Origin of the sequence: Streptomyces sp. NPDC020801, assembly GCF_044334385.1 — a bacterium.
Classification (GTDB): domain Bacteria; phylum Actinomycetota; class Actinomycetes; order Streptomycetales; family Streptomycetaceae; genus Streptomyces.
This window is the reverse complement of the sequence record NZ_JBIRST010000045.1, coordinates 16,031-29,658: the sequence shown is the minus strand read 5'-3', so window position 1 is coordinate 29,658 and position 13,628 is coordinate 16,031. Positions and strand designations below refer to the sequence as shown.

At 67.3% G+C, this 13,628-nt stretch carries 9 protein-coding genes and 5 pseudogenes; 4 read left to right on the top strand and 10 right to left on the bottom strand.

The annotated features are described in order from the left end of the window. Positions 1 to 386, top strand: a 386-nt coding sequence (locus ACH4UM_RS40780; RefSeq protein ID WP_398191409.1) for a nucleotide disphospho-sugar-binding domain-containing protein, incomplete at its 5' end; no start/stop codon positions are given. A gap of 2 nt (positions 387 to 388) precedes the next feature. Further along, positions 389 to 1,204 (top strand): SDR family NAD(P)-dependent oxidoreductase, encoded by an 816-nt coding sequence (locus ACH4UM_RS40775; protein WP_398191406.1) that lies wholly within the window; start codon positions 389 to 391, stop codon positions 1,202 to 1,204. Between the two features lie 455 nt (positions 1,205 to 1,659). On the opposite strand, the gene ACH4UM_RS40770 is transcribed toward ACH4UM_RS40775, so the two are convergent. After that, the gene (locus tag ACH4UM_RS40770) at positions 1,660 to 2,877 is read right to left on the bottom strand and encodes a methyltransferase domain-containing protein (protein WP_398191404.1); all 1,218 of its coding nucleotides are present in this window, start codon (positions 2,875 to 2,877) and stop codon (positions 1,660 to 1,662) included. 322 nt (positions 2,878 to 3,199) lie between these two features. Here ACH4UM_RS40770 and ACH4UM_RS40765 point away from each other — a divergent pair, with 322 nt between their 5' ends. After that, a complete protein-coding gene (locus tag ACH4UM_RS40765) occupies positions 3,200 to 3,403 on the top strand; it encodes a hypothetical protein (protein ID WP_398191402.1) in 204 nt (67 codons plus the stop codon). On the opposite strand, the pseudogene ACH4UM_RS40760 reads toward ACH4UM_RS40765, so the two are convergent. Continuing rightward, positions 3,376 to 4,185 (bottom strand): annotated as a pseudogene (locus ACH4UM_RS40760) (ISAzo13 family transposase); the annotation flags it as partial. The gene ACH4UM_RS40765 and the pseudogene ACH4UM_RS40760 overlap by 28 nt on opposite strands. Positions 4,186 to 4,546: 361 nt before the next feature. Here ACH4UM_RS40760 and ACH4UM_RS40755 point away from each other — a divergent pair. After that, positions 4,547 to 4,981 (top strand): hypothetical protein, encoded by a 435-nt coding sequence (locus ACH4UM_RS40755; protein WP_398191399.1) that lies wholly within the window; start codon positions 4,547 to 4,549, stop codon positions 4,979 to 4,981. Positions 4,982 to 5,069: 88 nt separating this feature from the next. Here ACH4UM_RS40755 and ACH4UM_RS40750 read toward each other — a convergent pair whose 3' ends face one another. From ACH4UM_RS40750 to ACH4UM_RS40715, 8 genes and pseudogenes are all read right to left on the bottom strand, one after another. Then, positions 5,070 to 5,588 carry a DUF6924 domain-containing protein gene (locus ACH4UM_RS40750; protein WP_398191396.1) on the bottom strand — a complete coding sequence of 173 codons (519 nt, stop codon included), beginning with the start codon at positions 5,586 to 5,588 and terminating at the stop codon, positions 5,070 to 5,072. Between the two features lie 38 nt (positions 5,589 to 5,626). Beyond that, a pseudogene (locus ACH4UM_RS40745) lies at positions 5,627 to 5,827 on the bottom strand (hypothetical protein); the annotation flags it as partial. Continuing rightward, positions 5,764 to 6,006, bottom strand: a pseudogene (locus ACH4UM_RS40740) (DUF6924 domain-containing protein); the annotation flags it as partial. The pseudogenes ACH4UM_RS40740 and ACH4UM_RS40745, both read right to left, overlap by 64 nt. Before the next feature lie 18 nt (positions 6,007 to 6,024). Next, positions 6,025 to 6,231: pseudogene (locus ACH4UM_RS40735) on the bottom strand (BRCT domain-containing protein); the annotation flags it as partial. Between the two features lie 601 nt (positions 6,232 to 6,832). Next, positions 6,833 to 10,480 carry a protein kinase gene (locus ACH4UM_RS40730; protein ID WP_398191393.1) on the bottom strand — a complete coding sequence of 1,216 codons (3,648 nt, stop codon included), beginning with the start codon at positions 10,478 to 10,480 and terminating at the stop codon, positions 6,833 to 6,835. 142 nt (positions 10,481 to 10,622) lie between these two features. Then, positions 10,623 to 11,333, bottom strand: a pseudogene (locus ACH4UM_RS40725) (transposase); the annotation flags it as partial. A 174-nt stretch (positions 11,334 to 11,507) separates the two neighbouring features. Next, complete coding sequence (locus tag ACH4UM_RS40720; protein ID WP_398191390.1) at positions 11,508 to 12,164, bottom strand: hypothetical protein; 657 nt, start codon at positions 12,162 to 12,164, stop codon at positions 11,508 to 11,510. Next, entirely contained in the window at positions 12,161 to 12,976 is an 816-nt protein-coding gene (locus ACH4UM_RS40715; RefSeq protein WP_398191387.1) for an ATP-binding cassette domain-containing protein, read from the bottom strand. The genes ACH4UM_RS40720 and ACH4UM_RS40715 overlap by 4 nt, the downstream gene beginning before the upstream one ends. Positions 12,977 to 13,628: the final 652 nt, after the last annotated feature.

The following is a 13,628-nucleotide window of genomic DNA, read 5'->3' as shown; positions in this document are numbered from 1 at the left end:
CCCTCCCCGACAACGTCCACACCACCGACTTCGTCCCCCTCGACGCCCTCCTGCCCACCTGCGCCGCCATCATCCACCACGGCGGCTCCGGCACCCTGACCACGGCAATGGCCCACGGGGTTCCGCAGGTCATGGCGCCCAGCAGGATCTGGTGCAATGTCCACAAGGCGCGCGCGGTCCAGGAACGCGGTGGCGGCCTGTACCGTGAGGCCGACCGCCTGACCGCCGACGCCCTGCGCAACATGCTGGTGCGGGTCCTCACCGAGCCCTCGTTCACCCAAGGGGCGCAACGGCTACGCACCGAAATGCTGGGCACGCCCTCGCCCCGGGACCTCGTGCCCGTGCTGCAGACGCTGACCGCCGAACACCACGCTCTCCAGAGGTGAACATGCCACAGACCCTCGGCCGCTCCTCTGTCTGGTTCGTCACCGGCGCCTCCCGCGGTCTGGGGCGTGCGGTCGTGGAGGCGGCGCTGACCGCGGGAGACCGTGTCATCGGGGCAGCCCGCGACGTCACGCCCCTGGCAGACCTCGCCAAGGCGAGCCGGGGACGCCTGATGGTCCTCCCACTGGACGTCAGGGACCGCGCGGCCGTGTTCACCACCGTGGACCGGGCGGCCGAAGCCTTCGGCGCTCTGGACATCGTGGTCAACAATGCCGGACGCATGCTCTTCGGGATGGTCGAAGAGACAGCCGAAGCCCAGGCAAGGGACCATCTGGACACCAACTTCTTCGGCGCCCTATGGGTGACACAGGCCGTACTCCCGCACCTTCGCAAACGGGGCGGGGGACATCTGCTCCAAGTCACCGCCGCCAACGCGGGCAGTGGGGCCGCCGCGTTCGCCCTCTACGGCGCGGGCAAGGCGGCGCTCAACGCCATGAGCCAGGCACTGGCCGACGAAGTGGCCCCCTTCGGCATCACGGTCACCGTCCTCGAACCGGGCGGCTACGACACCGAACTCTTCGACCGGGGAACCACCACCACCAAGGACCCGGCCTACGCAGCCGTGCGGACTGCACTGTACGAGCAGTGGAGCCAGGCCACCGCACCACCACCCGCGCCCGAGGCCGCGGCGGCAGCGGTGCTCACACTCGTCCGCGAGCCCCACCCACCCCGGCGACTCACCCTGAACGGACCGCCGCCGGAACAAGCCGAGGGCAACCTCAGCACCGGGGACGACAACCCACCAGGAGGAAGGAACTGAGCCGACGGGCCGACCACGGCCACCGCCATCCCACCACGACCACGAACCCGTAACAACCGGCATCCCGTCACGACCGACAACCCGTCACGACCGACAACCCGTAACGACCGACAACCCGTCACGACCGACAACCCGTAACGACCGACATCCCATCACGACCGACAACCCGTCACGACCGACATCCCATCACGACCGACAACCCGTCACGACCGACAACCCGTAACGGGCGAGATCCCGTCACGACCGACATCCCGTCACGACCGACAACCCGTCACGACCGACAACCCGTAACGGGCGACATCCCGTGACGACCGGCATCCCGTCACGACCGACATCCCGTCACGACCGACATCCCGTCACGACCGACATCCCGTCACGACCGACATCCCGTCACGACCGACATCCCGTGACGGGCGAGATCCTGTGGCGGCCGGCCGAGCTCTGCCCCGGTTCCCTCAGACGATGTGCACCGAGGGAACATACAGGATCCATCTCCCGCCGGCCTTGCGGAACTCCTGCTCCTTGGCCACGATCTCCTCGGCGTGGTTCCAGGCGAACAGCAACGCGTAGTCCGGGTAGGGCTGGGAGAAGCGCTCCGGCGAGAACACCGGGATGTGCGCGCCGGGAGTCAGCCGGCCCTGTTTGGCGGGAGTGGTGTCGCAGACGAAGGGCAGCAGGTCCGGCCCGATGGCACAGTAGTTGGTCACCGTGGCGCTCTTGGCGGTTGCGCCGTAACCGACCACACTGCGCCCCTCGGCGCGCAACCGCTCAAGGAGACAGACCAGGTCGTTGCCGGCGCGCTCCACCTTGCTGACGAAGTGCCGCAGCGTCTTCAGGTCACTCAGGCCGCGTCGCTCCTCCTCGACCAGCAATTCGGCAACGGACGGGGAGGGCTGACGACGCCCCACACGCGCGATCGTGTAGCGGACCTCACCACCGTGCACCGGCAGCCGCTCCACGTTCACAAGCTCAAAGCCGTAGAACCGCGCCATGTTACGCACGGAAGTCGCCGTGAAGTAGTAGAAATGCTCGTCGTAGATCTGGTCATAGGCCGTGCGCTCGACGATCTCCGCAAGGTACGGGTCCTCGAACACAAACACCCCGCCGGGCGCCAGCAAGGCATCCAGGCCCCGGAATATGGAGTCCAGGTAGGGAATGTGGCACACCGTGTTCGCCGCGTACACCACATCGGCAACACCATCAGCCTGCCGCGTCCTGACCGCCAGATCCTCCTGGAAGAAATCGGTACTCACCCGCACCCCGTTGTTCCTCGCCACCTCAGCGACACCCCGGGACGGCTCGACACCCAGATGCCGGACCCCGGCCTGAGCAATCGTCTTGAGCATGACACCATCGTTGCAGCCCAGTTCCACGATGAACGGATCAGGGCCCGTGAGTTCAGTCTCCAAAAACCACTGAGCCGTCTGCTCGAAGTGCTTCCGCATCGTCGCCGAACCCGAGGAGAGATACGGATATTCCTGACGGAACATCAGGTGCCGCGGAACCTCTTCGACCAGCTGCACCATCGTGCACGACTCACACAGCCCCACCGCAAGACGGAAAAAGAACTCGCCGTCCGTACGGTCGGGCTCCAAAAAGGCGCTGGACAGCGGCTGAGCTCCGAAGTCGCAGAACGTGTGAAGCAGGCCGCCACAGATACGACAAGTGCGCATACAGCAATCTACTTTCTCGACCGGCCACAAATTGTAGGCACGTTGGGCGGAGACGACAGTGCTACTGGATCGAAGACCCCCCTCCATCCCTGTCCCCGATCAGCCAGCCTGCTACCCACCTCTCGCAACCAACTCAACAACCGCTGGACCATGCACAGCCGACGCCAGAACGGGCACACCCACCCACCCCACCAAACACAGGACCACAAGCAGAACCACCACACCACAAAGCCGCACTCCACCGAATCTCTGAACACCCTCCAGCACCAGGAGGAACCGTACGGCGAAACCCCAATACCCCAACCCCGAACGGACCACACAGATGCGCGTCCTCTTCACACCCTCCGCCGCAACCTCACACATCAACACACAGGTCCCCCTCGCATGGGCACTACGAAGTGCCGGTCACCAGGTATACGTCGCATCACAACCCAACGCGACATCAACCATCACACACACCGGCCTAACCGCGATCCCCATCGGGCCACCACTCGACCGTTCGGTCTTCCAGGCGCGGGTGCGGTAGCTGTTGAACCCGCCTGCGTCCGCGGTGATCAGCAAACGGGTGGCGGCCGGGTAGTCGTGCGGGCCTCGGGCCCGCCACCAGCGGCGGATGGAGGCGACGGCGAAGGCGGCGGTGTCGTGGTCGGTGCCGACGCTGACCCGGCCGGTGTTCGCGGCGATGTCGGCGATGTCATAGATTCCGTATGGGATCGCCTTGCCCGGTCCCCGGCGGTCCAGGAAATCGTGTGTCTTGACCAGTACTGGCTCATGGGCCGGCCGCCACCGGTGGCCCGGGTTCTTGTAGTCGCCGACGAGTTCCTTCTTCTTCGTGTCCACGCTGATCACCGGCTGTCCGGCGCCCATGTGCTCCCTGGCCTGCTCGTTGACGTAGCGGAACTGGGCGTCACGGTCCGGGTGCTGCTTGCCCTCGATGGTCTTTACGCCGGCCTGCAGGCTGAAGCCCTCCTCACGCAGCGGGTCGGCGACCGTGTCCGCGCTCGCCCGGTGCCCCTGGCGGGTGAGTTCGGCCGCGAGGTTCCTCGTCGACTTCACCGTCCAACGCAGCGGCGGCATCGGATCGCCCCGCTCGTCAGGTTCAACCAGTGCCAGCAGCGCGGGCCGCAGACCCGGATCGAGGTCCACGGCCTTCTTCCGACCGCCACCGGGCCTGCGTACCCGGCCAAGAGGCTCCTGTCCGGCCTCCAGCTCGTCCAGGCCCTTGCGGACCGTCGTCTCGCTGACCCGGGCCGCCCGCGCGGCCGCCCGGATACCGCCGTGCCCCAGGACCTGGGCCTCGGCCCCCAATGGAGCAGCGCCGGACAAAACCTCAGATCCCCCCGGCCACACCCTCCAAACTCACAGGCGACCTCCAGCGTGGGAGTCTGCCAGCCTCTCCGGTGACAAATTGAGGCCGGATCTTTGCGCTCCAACTTGCATGCGTCCCGCGCCATGGATATACGACTAATGAGCCTGAGTAGCGCAACCCGACGAGAGGAATACTATGCGGCCGTCCGGTAAGGCATGTGGCTCGATAGCAGCTGTCGTGGCAGCCCTCTTGGTCACTACCGCCGGGGGTGCGGCAGCCGCATCCTCACCATTTCCGGCCACATCCGACAGAGCCGCCATTGCACCGAAGTCTCCCTCGGCTACCCTGTCGTTCCTCGGTATGGCCAACATCGCGGTCCGTAAGGTGACGGCCCAGTATCCCGGTGCCCGTCTGCTCGAAGGCCAAGGCGTCTCCCCCACAGGGCCAACCTGTAAGCCTGCAAAGGTTAACTCCTGGCGTTTTGTCTTCTCGGTACCCAGGAATCGCACAGTGACTATCCAGTCGACGCAGTGGGGCGAATTTGCCGAACCTGTGGAAATCGCACGGCCGTGGCTGGGCGATCAGGTTATTGACTGGAGTCCGGAAAATTACCTCGACATCCAGGACGCAGCGAAGGCAGCCAGGAATTGGGGTATGACCGACGCGTACAGAAGCGTAACCCTGAGGGAGCCGCTGTATCCGGGGATCGCGCAGCCGTACTACATCTTCAATGTCAGCAACGGCTCACACATCGCAGTCGGTGCTGAGGACGGCACGGTGACCACTTTCAACTGACTTCGATCTGACTGGTCGGCGTGCCGCCTCGCGCGGTGGGCCCGGAGGCGTTCAAGTAACTGCCGACACGGAGGGGCCGAACGCTGTTTCAGGAGCCCTCCCGCCACAGCGTTATGCCCTCCTCGGCGACGAACTCGTAGAAGTCCATGTTGGCGATCTCCAGGTTGCACGCCATCGATCCGACCTCGCGGCACGGAAGGACAGCCTGCCGCCCCGGGGTGTCGTACAGCTCGAAGACGGTCAGCGGTCGTCCGGGCTCGGCAAAGATCCGGGCGTCGGCGAGCGCGACCAGCGTGGTGTGCTCCTCGGACGGGACGAGCGCCGGGACCTGGCCCGGCTGGAGGCCTTCGAAGGCAGGGTTGCCGACGACCAGCGTTGTCGACGGGTACTGCTCACGTCGATCTCGTCCGGATCCGGGTCCGTGCCGACCCAGCCATCTGCGTTGGTGCCGCCCAGTTCGTCGAGCAGGGCGCGCCAACCCGCCTCGTCGTCGAAGCAGGTGCGGACCAGCAGGGCCGCGGCGGTGGAGGGCAGCGACAGGAAGAACCGGCGCGGCGTCGGCGTGGGGAATGCCGTCCGGCCGCCATCGCCCTGGTACATCCCGCACCGGTCCATGTCGCGCACCAGGTCGTCGAAGGCGAGTGCGCCGCCCGGCAGGGCGGCGAGGATCTCACCCAGCCAGGCCGACGGCACCCGGACGCCACGCCGGGTATCGCCGCTAGGTCCACCGGCAACGGCCCGTCCCCGCCGTACACCACCAGGATGTCCGCCAGGACGACGACCGGCGGCACGGGACTGCTGTCGGGAACAAGCGCCGGGATGTTTCCCCCATGGAGGTAGTCCCATCCGCCGTCTGCGACGATACGCAGCCGCACCCCACTGCCCCCGAAGACGAGCCCGTCGTCTTCCCGGCGGGCCCCGATCTCGTCGAGGAGCCCGCCCCACAGAGCCCTGCCGTCCTCGTAGCACGTGCAGACCAACAGCACCTCACCGGGCGTCGGCTGAGGAAGCTTGGGAAACGACATGTCTCTCCTCTTGCGGTGTCAGTTGAGGTAGTCGGCGACGAGGGCGGCGAACTCGTCGGGTGTGGCGAGACGGATGGCGAGGTCTTCGCCCTTGGCGCGCTTGGATCCGGCGTTGTCGCCCGCGACCACCAGGGTGGTCTTCTTTGAGACGCTGGAGGAGGAGCGGCCGCCGGCCCGCTCGATGAGTTCGTTCATCTGGTTGCGGCTGAGCTGTTCCAGAGCCCCGCCACAGCACGGATACGGCAAACGGCTGATCAGACCCATGCTGCCCGTGCCGACCGCTCCCGGCCCGCGCGCGGTTGGGCCCGTTGGTTCTAACGGGCCTGACCGGGACTGACCTCGCGGACGGGAGGCCCGTCGGCCCGGTCGGCGGCGGCCTTCAGCGGCAGGCACCGGTGCAGACCGCAGTGATCGGCCACACCGATTCAGAGCTCTCTGTGGTCCTTCCGATGGAAGCAATAGAGCTCGACGACTTCCGGGCCCGCCATGCTGGCCAGACCTACTGGCGCGGTGTTGGGCTGGGTGGGTGCGGGCACCAGCTCTTCACAAGCTGTACACCGATCGCGCCTGCCACTTCGCTCACGGGCCGGATCCCGAGCACACCTCCACCTGTGCCCGGAAGGCGGCCCGGGTCTCCAGCGCGGATCACCTGTACATCAAGCACGGGCTGCTGGCCTGGCTGGCGGAGCCTGACGTCACTTCGCGGCCACCATCCCGCGCGAAGCGGACGTTTCGATCGGCGGGGAAGTGCTCTTCCGGATCCCGCGTCACCACGACCACACACCATGGGTGCCTCCCGAAGAGAGCGGTCAAGTCTGACTATGGGTCAAGAGCACACCTTGCGGTAAGGCAGCCCGCGGATGTATGTCTCCCACTCGCTACGGGACGGACCTCCGCCGACCCGCCTGCACACTTCCCTGGCCGAATGCTGGGGATCGAGCACGTATCGCTGGTGCAGGACATGGGCCCCGGCGGCATAGAGCGTATCGTCGGTGCCGAAAGTGAGAGACAGGATGGCGTCGCCCGGCGTGGGCAGCGCGGACCCCAAACGCTGATTGGAGGCCACGTCCCACAGTTGCACGGTGCCTGCGCTCCCGCCTACCGCCAGTGTGCGGCCGCCGTGGGAGAACGCCAGAGCGTTCACCGCCTCAATGCCCCGTCGCGAGCCGTCGAACCTGCCTGGGAGCATCCCCAGGCGATGACTCACGTCACCGTCCCACATGGTCACCCCGCCCGAGGCATCGCCGACTGCGAGAATGCTTCTGCCTTTTTCGGGTCCGAACGCGATGGCGGTCACTGCTTCCCGGCTCAGGTCCTTGCGAATGGCCTTTTCTTCAGGAAGGCGGATCAGTCCGTCATTGGTGACGAGGAGTCCCCCATCGGGCCTCAGTGCAAAACTTCGGGGCCAATCGTTACCCACCAACGCATCCCCCTCCAGAGTCGTGAACTTGGCACGGAGGCGCCTGTCCCAGACATCGATCCCTTCCGGCTGCTCGATTCCATCATTCAGCCGCGAGACCATCAGCCTTTTGCCGTCCGCGGTGAAGGTCAGTCCGCTGACCGGGGACTCGTCGGGGCCGGTGGGGTACAGCGAACCTTCCTCTCTCTTCTCCATGATGTTCCACACCCTGATCCGATCACGCTCTTGATCGGACGAGGTCGCCACTGCGTAGGCCAGGGCCTGTGCATCCGGGCTGAATGAAAGCAGTCTGACGCTGTCCACTCCTCCCTTGTCATTCCTTGGCGGTATCCGGATGCCCGGCAGGTCGGAGATCAGCTTCCCGCTGAGCCCCTCCCGGATCTGGAACCTGCCCATCGGGTGATCGTCCCAAGTCACGCCAAGGAAGCGGCCGTCCGCACTGAATGCAGCAGCTTGCAGGGGTTCCGTGCGCCATCCGGTGGCGGCCGCCTGGCCCAGATTCAGTGATCGCACGGAAACGGTGGGAGACCATTCTCCGCTGAGATATCGAATCCTTCCGGAATCGACATCGACCCTGATCTGCGAGACGGACTCGTTGAGCAGCGAGTACCGAAATATCGGTTCACTCGGTGCGTTCAAGCGCCACAGCAGAATTTCGTCCCTGCTTGCAGTTGCGACGAACTTCCCGTCTTTACTGAGGGCGAACGCTTCTACGCCCGAGCGGCGGATCCGGCGCTCCTTGCCGGAGGAGATGTCCCACACGCGCACACCGCTGCCGGAGGCAATGAGTGCCACGGTGCTGTTGTCGGTACTGAACTTGACCGCGCTGGTCTCTGTTGACGGGCGACCCTGGCACTTCCCCATGTTGATGGCCGTCCGAGCGGACTGCCATCGCGTTCCGCGGGCCACATCCCACAACTCCATCAAGCCGCTGCGCGAGCAGAAGGCGGCGATACGGTCGTTCGGGCTGATGGCGGCTCCGTCCGCGTACACCTCGGTGCTCTCGAACAATGTGCGTTGCCGCCCGGGATCCCACAACCGAGCCGTGCCGCGCCGTGTGTCGTCGAGAACAAGCATCCGCCCGCTGGGGCTTACTTGAAGCAGAGGCATTGAGCTGTTCTGTTCCCAGATGCGCCGGCCCCGGGCCAGGTCCCACACCTGAGCACCGCCGTCGCCGTACACGGCGACCGTCTGCGCATCGTCACTGGCTGAAGCGATCCGACCGGCTTGCACTCCGGGCACCGCGAGCCGGTCGACCTGCCGTCGGCCGGCCACATCCCACCGTATGACGTGGTTCTTCTCCATCGTGAGCAAGGTGCGGCCGTCGCTGGTGAGATGAGGCCAGGCGGCATAGGGCAGTTCCGCCTCATTGGGTGCGCTGAAGCTCTCGCCTTCCCTTTGCGTCATCGCCCCGATCAGCGCGGACCGCGTTTCGGCGGTGTCGGCGAGGCGCCAGGCGGTGACGCTGAGCCGCATCGCGGCGACCGGATCCGTGGAACGAAGGCTGTCGGCGACTGAGGCCACTCGGCGGGCCTCGGCCAGCAGGCTCTGACGCTCACTGGCGCGGTTCTGCTGCCAGGCAAAAGCACCTGCGACCAGGGCGAGCACCGCGAACAGCACGGTGCCGCCCACCAGGGCGCGGCGGCGGCGTAGCCGGCGGGTGTCCGCGGTCCGGCTGGCGGTGAGGAACTGGCGCTCCAGCAGATTCGGGCGCAGCCGACTGGGGGCGGTGGCCGCCCAGTCGAGAGCCTTACGCAGGGCGGTGCCACCTTCCAGGTCCTCGGGTCGGCGTCCGTGCTGGTGCCAGACGCGGGCCGCCTCGCCCAACCGCCGGTGGAGGCGCAGTCCTTCACGGTCGGCATCCACCCATTCCCTCAGCCGGGGCCAGGCCCGCAGCACCGCCGCGCTGACCGGCCGTACGGCGGCTGCCTCGTGGATCAGTAGACCCGCGCCGGTGAACATGGCGATCGCCTCCCGTACGACCGCCTGCTCGCCCGTGGGCCGCCCGGACAGCAGTTCGTCCTCGGCGGCGGTGCGCACGCTGTCGTGGGATCCATCCGGTGCGCTGCCCGGGACGATCAACCGGAGCCAGACCTCGCGCGCGACCGCATGGACCGCGGGCGGAAGGGCGTCGGAGGCGGCCTCGGCCGCGTCGCCCAGCGAGAGAACGGTTGTTGCCGCCGCGCCGCCGGGGGCGTGCATGCCGGCGGCGGCGTCGGCCCCGGCCCGCAGGGCCTGCTGGTCGTCGTAGCCGCCGCCGAGCAAGCGCAGCAGGATCGCAGTCGCGCTGGGTCGATCCTCGGGCCGTTTGGCCAGCGCCTCGGACACCACAGACGGTAAAGGCTCGGGCAGAACGGTCAGGTCCGGCTCATGCTCCAGGGCACGGACCACCACCTCCCCGATGTTCGCCCCCCAGAACGGCTCTTCTCCGGTCGCGGCGAACAGCACCAACGCTCCCCACGCGAACACGTCCGCCGGGGTGCCGGCCCGCCGCCCCTGCAGGGTCTCGGGGGCCATATAGCCGAATGTGCCCACGACCGCACCGGTCTCGGTCAAGGTCATCTCCGGGGTACGGGCGATACCGAAGTCGATCACCCTGGGCCCGTCCGGGCCGAGCAGCACGTTGCCGGGCTTGAGATCCCGGTGCACCACCCCGGCCTGGTGAATCGCGGCCAGCGCGGTGGCCACCCCCGTCGCCAGCCGCAGCAGGTCATCGCCCCGGAGGGGTCCGGAACGCTGCACCGCCGCTCTCAAATCGGGACCGGGGACGAACTCGCCGACGATGTAGGGGCTCTCGGTGTCCGGATTCGCGGCCAGCACCCTCGCCGTGCAGAACGACGCCACCCGCTGCGTCGCCGTCACCTCCTTGGCGAACCGGCGCCGGGCCGCCGTCCCCGAGGCCGTGTCCCAGTGCAGCACCTTCACCGCCACCCGCATCCCGGCAGCGTCGTAGGCCTCGTAGACCACCCCCTGGCCGCCGGATCCCAATCGGCCAGCCAGCCAGTACTCCCCCAGACGCTGCGGGTCCTCCGGCGCGAGACCATGGCGACTCATACACCACTCTCCAAGAATGCTCGAAGCCTGGAAAAGCCGCTGGGGGCTGCATGGCCTACGGACGCCGGGCGCACCCGGACAGTTCCGGTCAGGGGCGCGCAAGTCCCGTCCACACCCCTCCGCGCGCCGGCGTGTACTCGTCCCGGCACCCATGCCAGGCCGAGCCGAGGAGGACGGCCCGGATCGCGGCAACCAGGCCGCTGTGGCTGCCGGAGATGACCAGCTGAACGTTCTCCGGCCCGCGGGCCCGTAAGGAGCGCAGGCACTTCGTCCAGAACGGCTTCGACTCGCTGTCGCCGACCATCAGGCCGAGGACCTCGCGGTGCCCGGAGGCGGAGATGCCGGTGGCGATGACCACGGCCTGGGAGACGATCCGGTGGTTCACCCGGGAGCGACCGCCGTCGGCCCCGGTTCGCACTAGGTAGCGTCCAGGAAGACGTAGGGGAAGACGGTGTGGTCCAGCGGCCGTTCCTTGAACGCGGTCAGCTCGGCGTCGAGTTCGCCGCAGATCCTCGACACCTGCGTCTTGGAGATCCCGCAGTCCGCACCGAGTGCTTTGACCAGGTCGTCGACCGCGCGGGTCGACACGCCGTGCACGTATGCCTCCGTCACCACGGCGAACAGGGCCCTGTCGACCCGCCGGCACCGCTCCACCAGCGAGGGGCAGAACGACCCGGTCCGCACCTTGGGGATCTTCAGGCCCAGGTCACCGGCCTGGGTGCTCAGCAGCCTCTCGCGGTGACCGTTTGCGCCAGGTCGTGCGCTGGTCGGAGTGCTCGCCCGGGGCGGCGAAGGCCTCGGTCGCCTCGGCCTCGATGAGCTCCTGCAGGATGCGCTCGCACAGCACCCTGATCGTCTCAACTCCGTCGGCCGTAAGGTGACTCCAGCAGCCGCGGCTCGACGAGTTGAGGGCCTGAGGTGTCTTTCCCGGACTGGCAGCCGCACTCTGCCGCTACAGGCGACTGATCCGCCTCACCACATAGGACACGGCGCCGCCTTCGCCGCTGCGGGCACAACCTGGCAGCGCTCATCCCTTTCTGAGGGCGATCACCTGTGTGAGAGCCACTCCGGCCGTCAAGAAGCCTGCGGCGATGACGAGTTGGACCCCCGTGAACACCAAGACGTCCGCCGAGTCAGACGCGTGCTGCAGGTGAGTGAACATGATGTCGACCGGGGAAGCGCCCTTGCCCATCAGCACAGCCAGCAGGAGTACCAGGGCGAGGACGAGCGCGTAGCCCTGCCGCCGGAACACCAGCCGTGAAGAGACCAGCCCGATGGCCATGCCAGTGAACGCACAGGTGAGTTGGGCTTCGCTCCCCAGCGCCAAGTCCGCGAGGCCGGGTGTGCGGGTCCCGAACATCAGCGGCAGCCCCAGACCGGCCGCCGTCAGCAGCAGGCACCACACGGTGGCCGTCCCGACCGTTGCGAGCAGGACCCGAAGGTGGCTGCCGACGCCGACGACAATGATCGAGCGCTGCGGCTGGTCCTCGAGGCCAATCAGTGCCATGGTCAGCCAGACCGAGCACAGCAACATGGCCCCCGCCGCCGAGGCGTAGGTCGCGGCCAGCGGGCCGGTGTCGCTGCTCGTCAGCACGGCTACCAGGCTGAGGAACAGCAGCAGCGGCGCGAGGTAGCGCTGGGAGAGCAGCATCAACCCGAACAGGTAGCGGATAAGGGCGATCACAGGGCGGTCCTCTTCATATCCGCCCGGGAACCGCCTTCGTCCACGGCCCAGGCAAGGCCCTCCGCCGACCATTGGTGCTGCAGTGCGGTCAGCAGGACGGCATCCGAGTACTCTCGCGCTATCCGCAGGATGACGGCCTCGCCACGCCGGGCGGCGTCCACCACGCCCGGGAGTGCATACCAGTTCACCTCTACCGGCATGATGCCGGTGGGAGGCAGGGTCAGGACTAGCTCGACCATCGAGGCGCGGTCCCCGGCGTGCTGGCCGCCGCGCCAGGCTACCCGACCGTCGCTGATGGCGTAGGCGCCGCTGGCGTGCGTCTCGGCGATCGTCTCGCGGTGGTCGGTGAAGACCACCGCTCCGCCCTGTGCGGCCACTTCGTCGATGAACTCGGTGAGGACCCCATGGGCCGAAGCATCCAGACCTGACCAAGGTTCGTCGAGGACCAACAAGTCGGGCTGGACGAGCAGGGCTTGGGCGAGCGCCACCTTCTGGGCGTTGCCTTTCGACAGCGTGCGCATCGATGCGTCTCGCCCGCCCACCAGGGACAACCGGTCCAGCAGGTGGTTGCCTCGGGTGCGGGCGGCGGAGGCCGACATGCCACGGATGCGCCCCATGTGGGTGAGGTAGGAGATCGCCGAGATGCGGTCATGGGGGGTGAAGCGGTCCGGTACGTAACCGATGTGCCGTGGTCGGCCCGACAGCGTCCCGGTGGTGGGCTGCGTCAGTCCGACGAGGATCCTTAGCAAGGTCGACTTCCCCGAACCGTTGTTTCCCACCACCGCGAGGACATCCCCGGGCAAGACCGTCATGTACACATCACTAAAGATCCACCGTCGCCCGCCGTAACGTTTACTGACCGCCTCGCAACGTAACAATTCGACTCCTCGGTCTGCCTGGATACTCACGTTACTGAACTTGATGATGTCGGTTGGCTCGTGATGCAGCGGCTGGCGCTGACGAGGCCCTCGTGGATCACCTCGGGCCGTGCCGACCCTATTTGGCGGGTGAGATCGCCGGTGGGCTGGCAGTCAGGTCAAGCCCCGGGCAGTTGGGGTTTTCGACCAAGAGAACTGTCTCCAGCAGGAGCGCCGTCGATTGGCAGCGCCGGTCGGCAGCCAGGTGGATCTTACCGGTCAGCCCGCCGTGGGACCGCTCGGGCAGAGCGGCCTTCAGCCGGGCCCGTCGTGAGCGAATGCGCCGGCCTTCGGCGCGGACCGGACCGCTTTCGCCGTCCCGCCCGCCTTGCGTCTCGGGCGCTCCCCATTTTGCGAGGCCGCCCTCCATTGCGGCCAGGGTCTGTTCGCTGATGACCCCGAGCCGGCGGCGTCATGATGAGCCCGCGTGGTGGTGGAGTCAACGCTGACCAGGGACATGTCGATCTCGCCTTGGCGGCCTCGGCGCCCTCTTCCGGCAGGGCCTGGAAAGCGTCCGCGTCCCGCACGGGCCGCACCTGCTGAACCC

Bases quoted from the DNA above. Each gene is read 5' to 3' on its own strand.
- ACH4UM_RS40775 (WP_398191406.1), top strand. From the start codon at position 389: ATGCCACAGACCCTCGGCCGCTCCTCTGTCTGGTTCGTCACCGGCGCC.
- ACH4UM_RS40765 (WP_398191402.1), top strand. From the start codon at position 3,200: ATGCGCGTCCTCTTCACACCCTCCGCCGCAACCTCACACATCAACACA.
- ACH4UM_RS40730 (WP_398191393.1), bottom strand. From the start codon at position 10,480: ATGAGTCGCCATGGTCTCGCGCCGGAGGACCCGCAGCGTCTGGGGGAG.
- ACH4UM_RS40755 (WP_398191399.1), top strand. From the start codon at position 4,547: ATGGCCAACATCGCGGTCCGTAAGGTGACGGCCCAGTATCCCGGTGCC.
- ACH4UM_RS40715 (WP_398191387.1), bottom strand. From the start codon at position 12,976: ATGACGGTCTTGCCCGGGGATGTCCTCGCGGTGGTGGGAAACAACGGT.
- ACH4UM_RS40770 (WP_398191404.1), bottom strand. From the start codon at position 2,877: ATGCGCACTTGTCGTATCTGTGGCGGCCTGCTTCACACGTTCTGCGAC.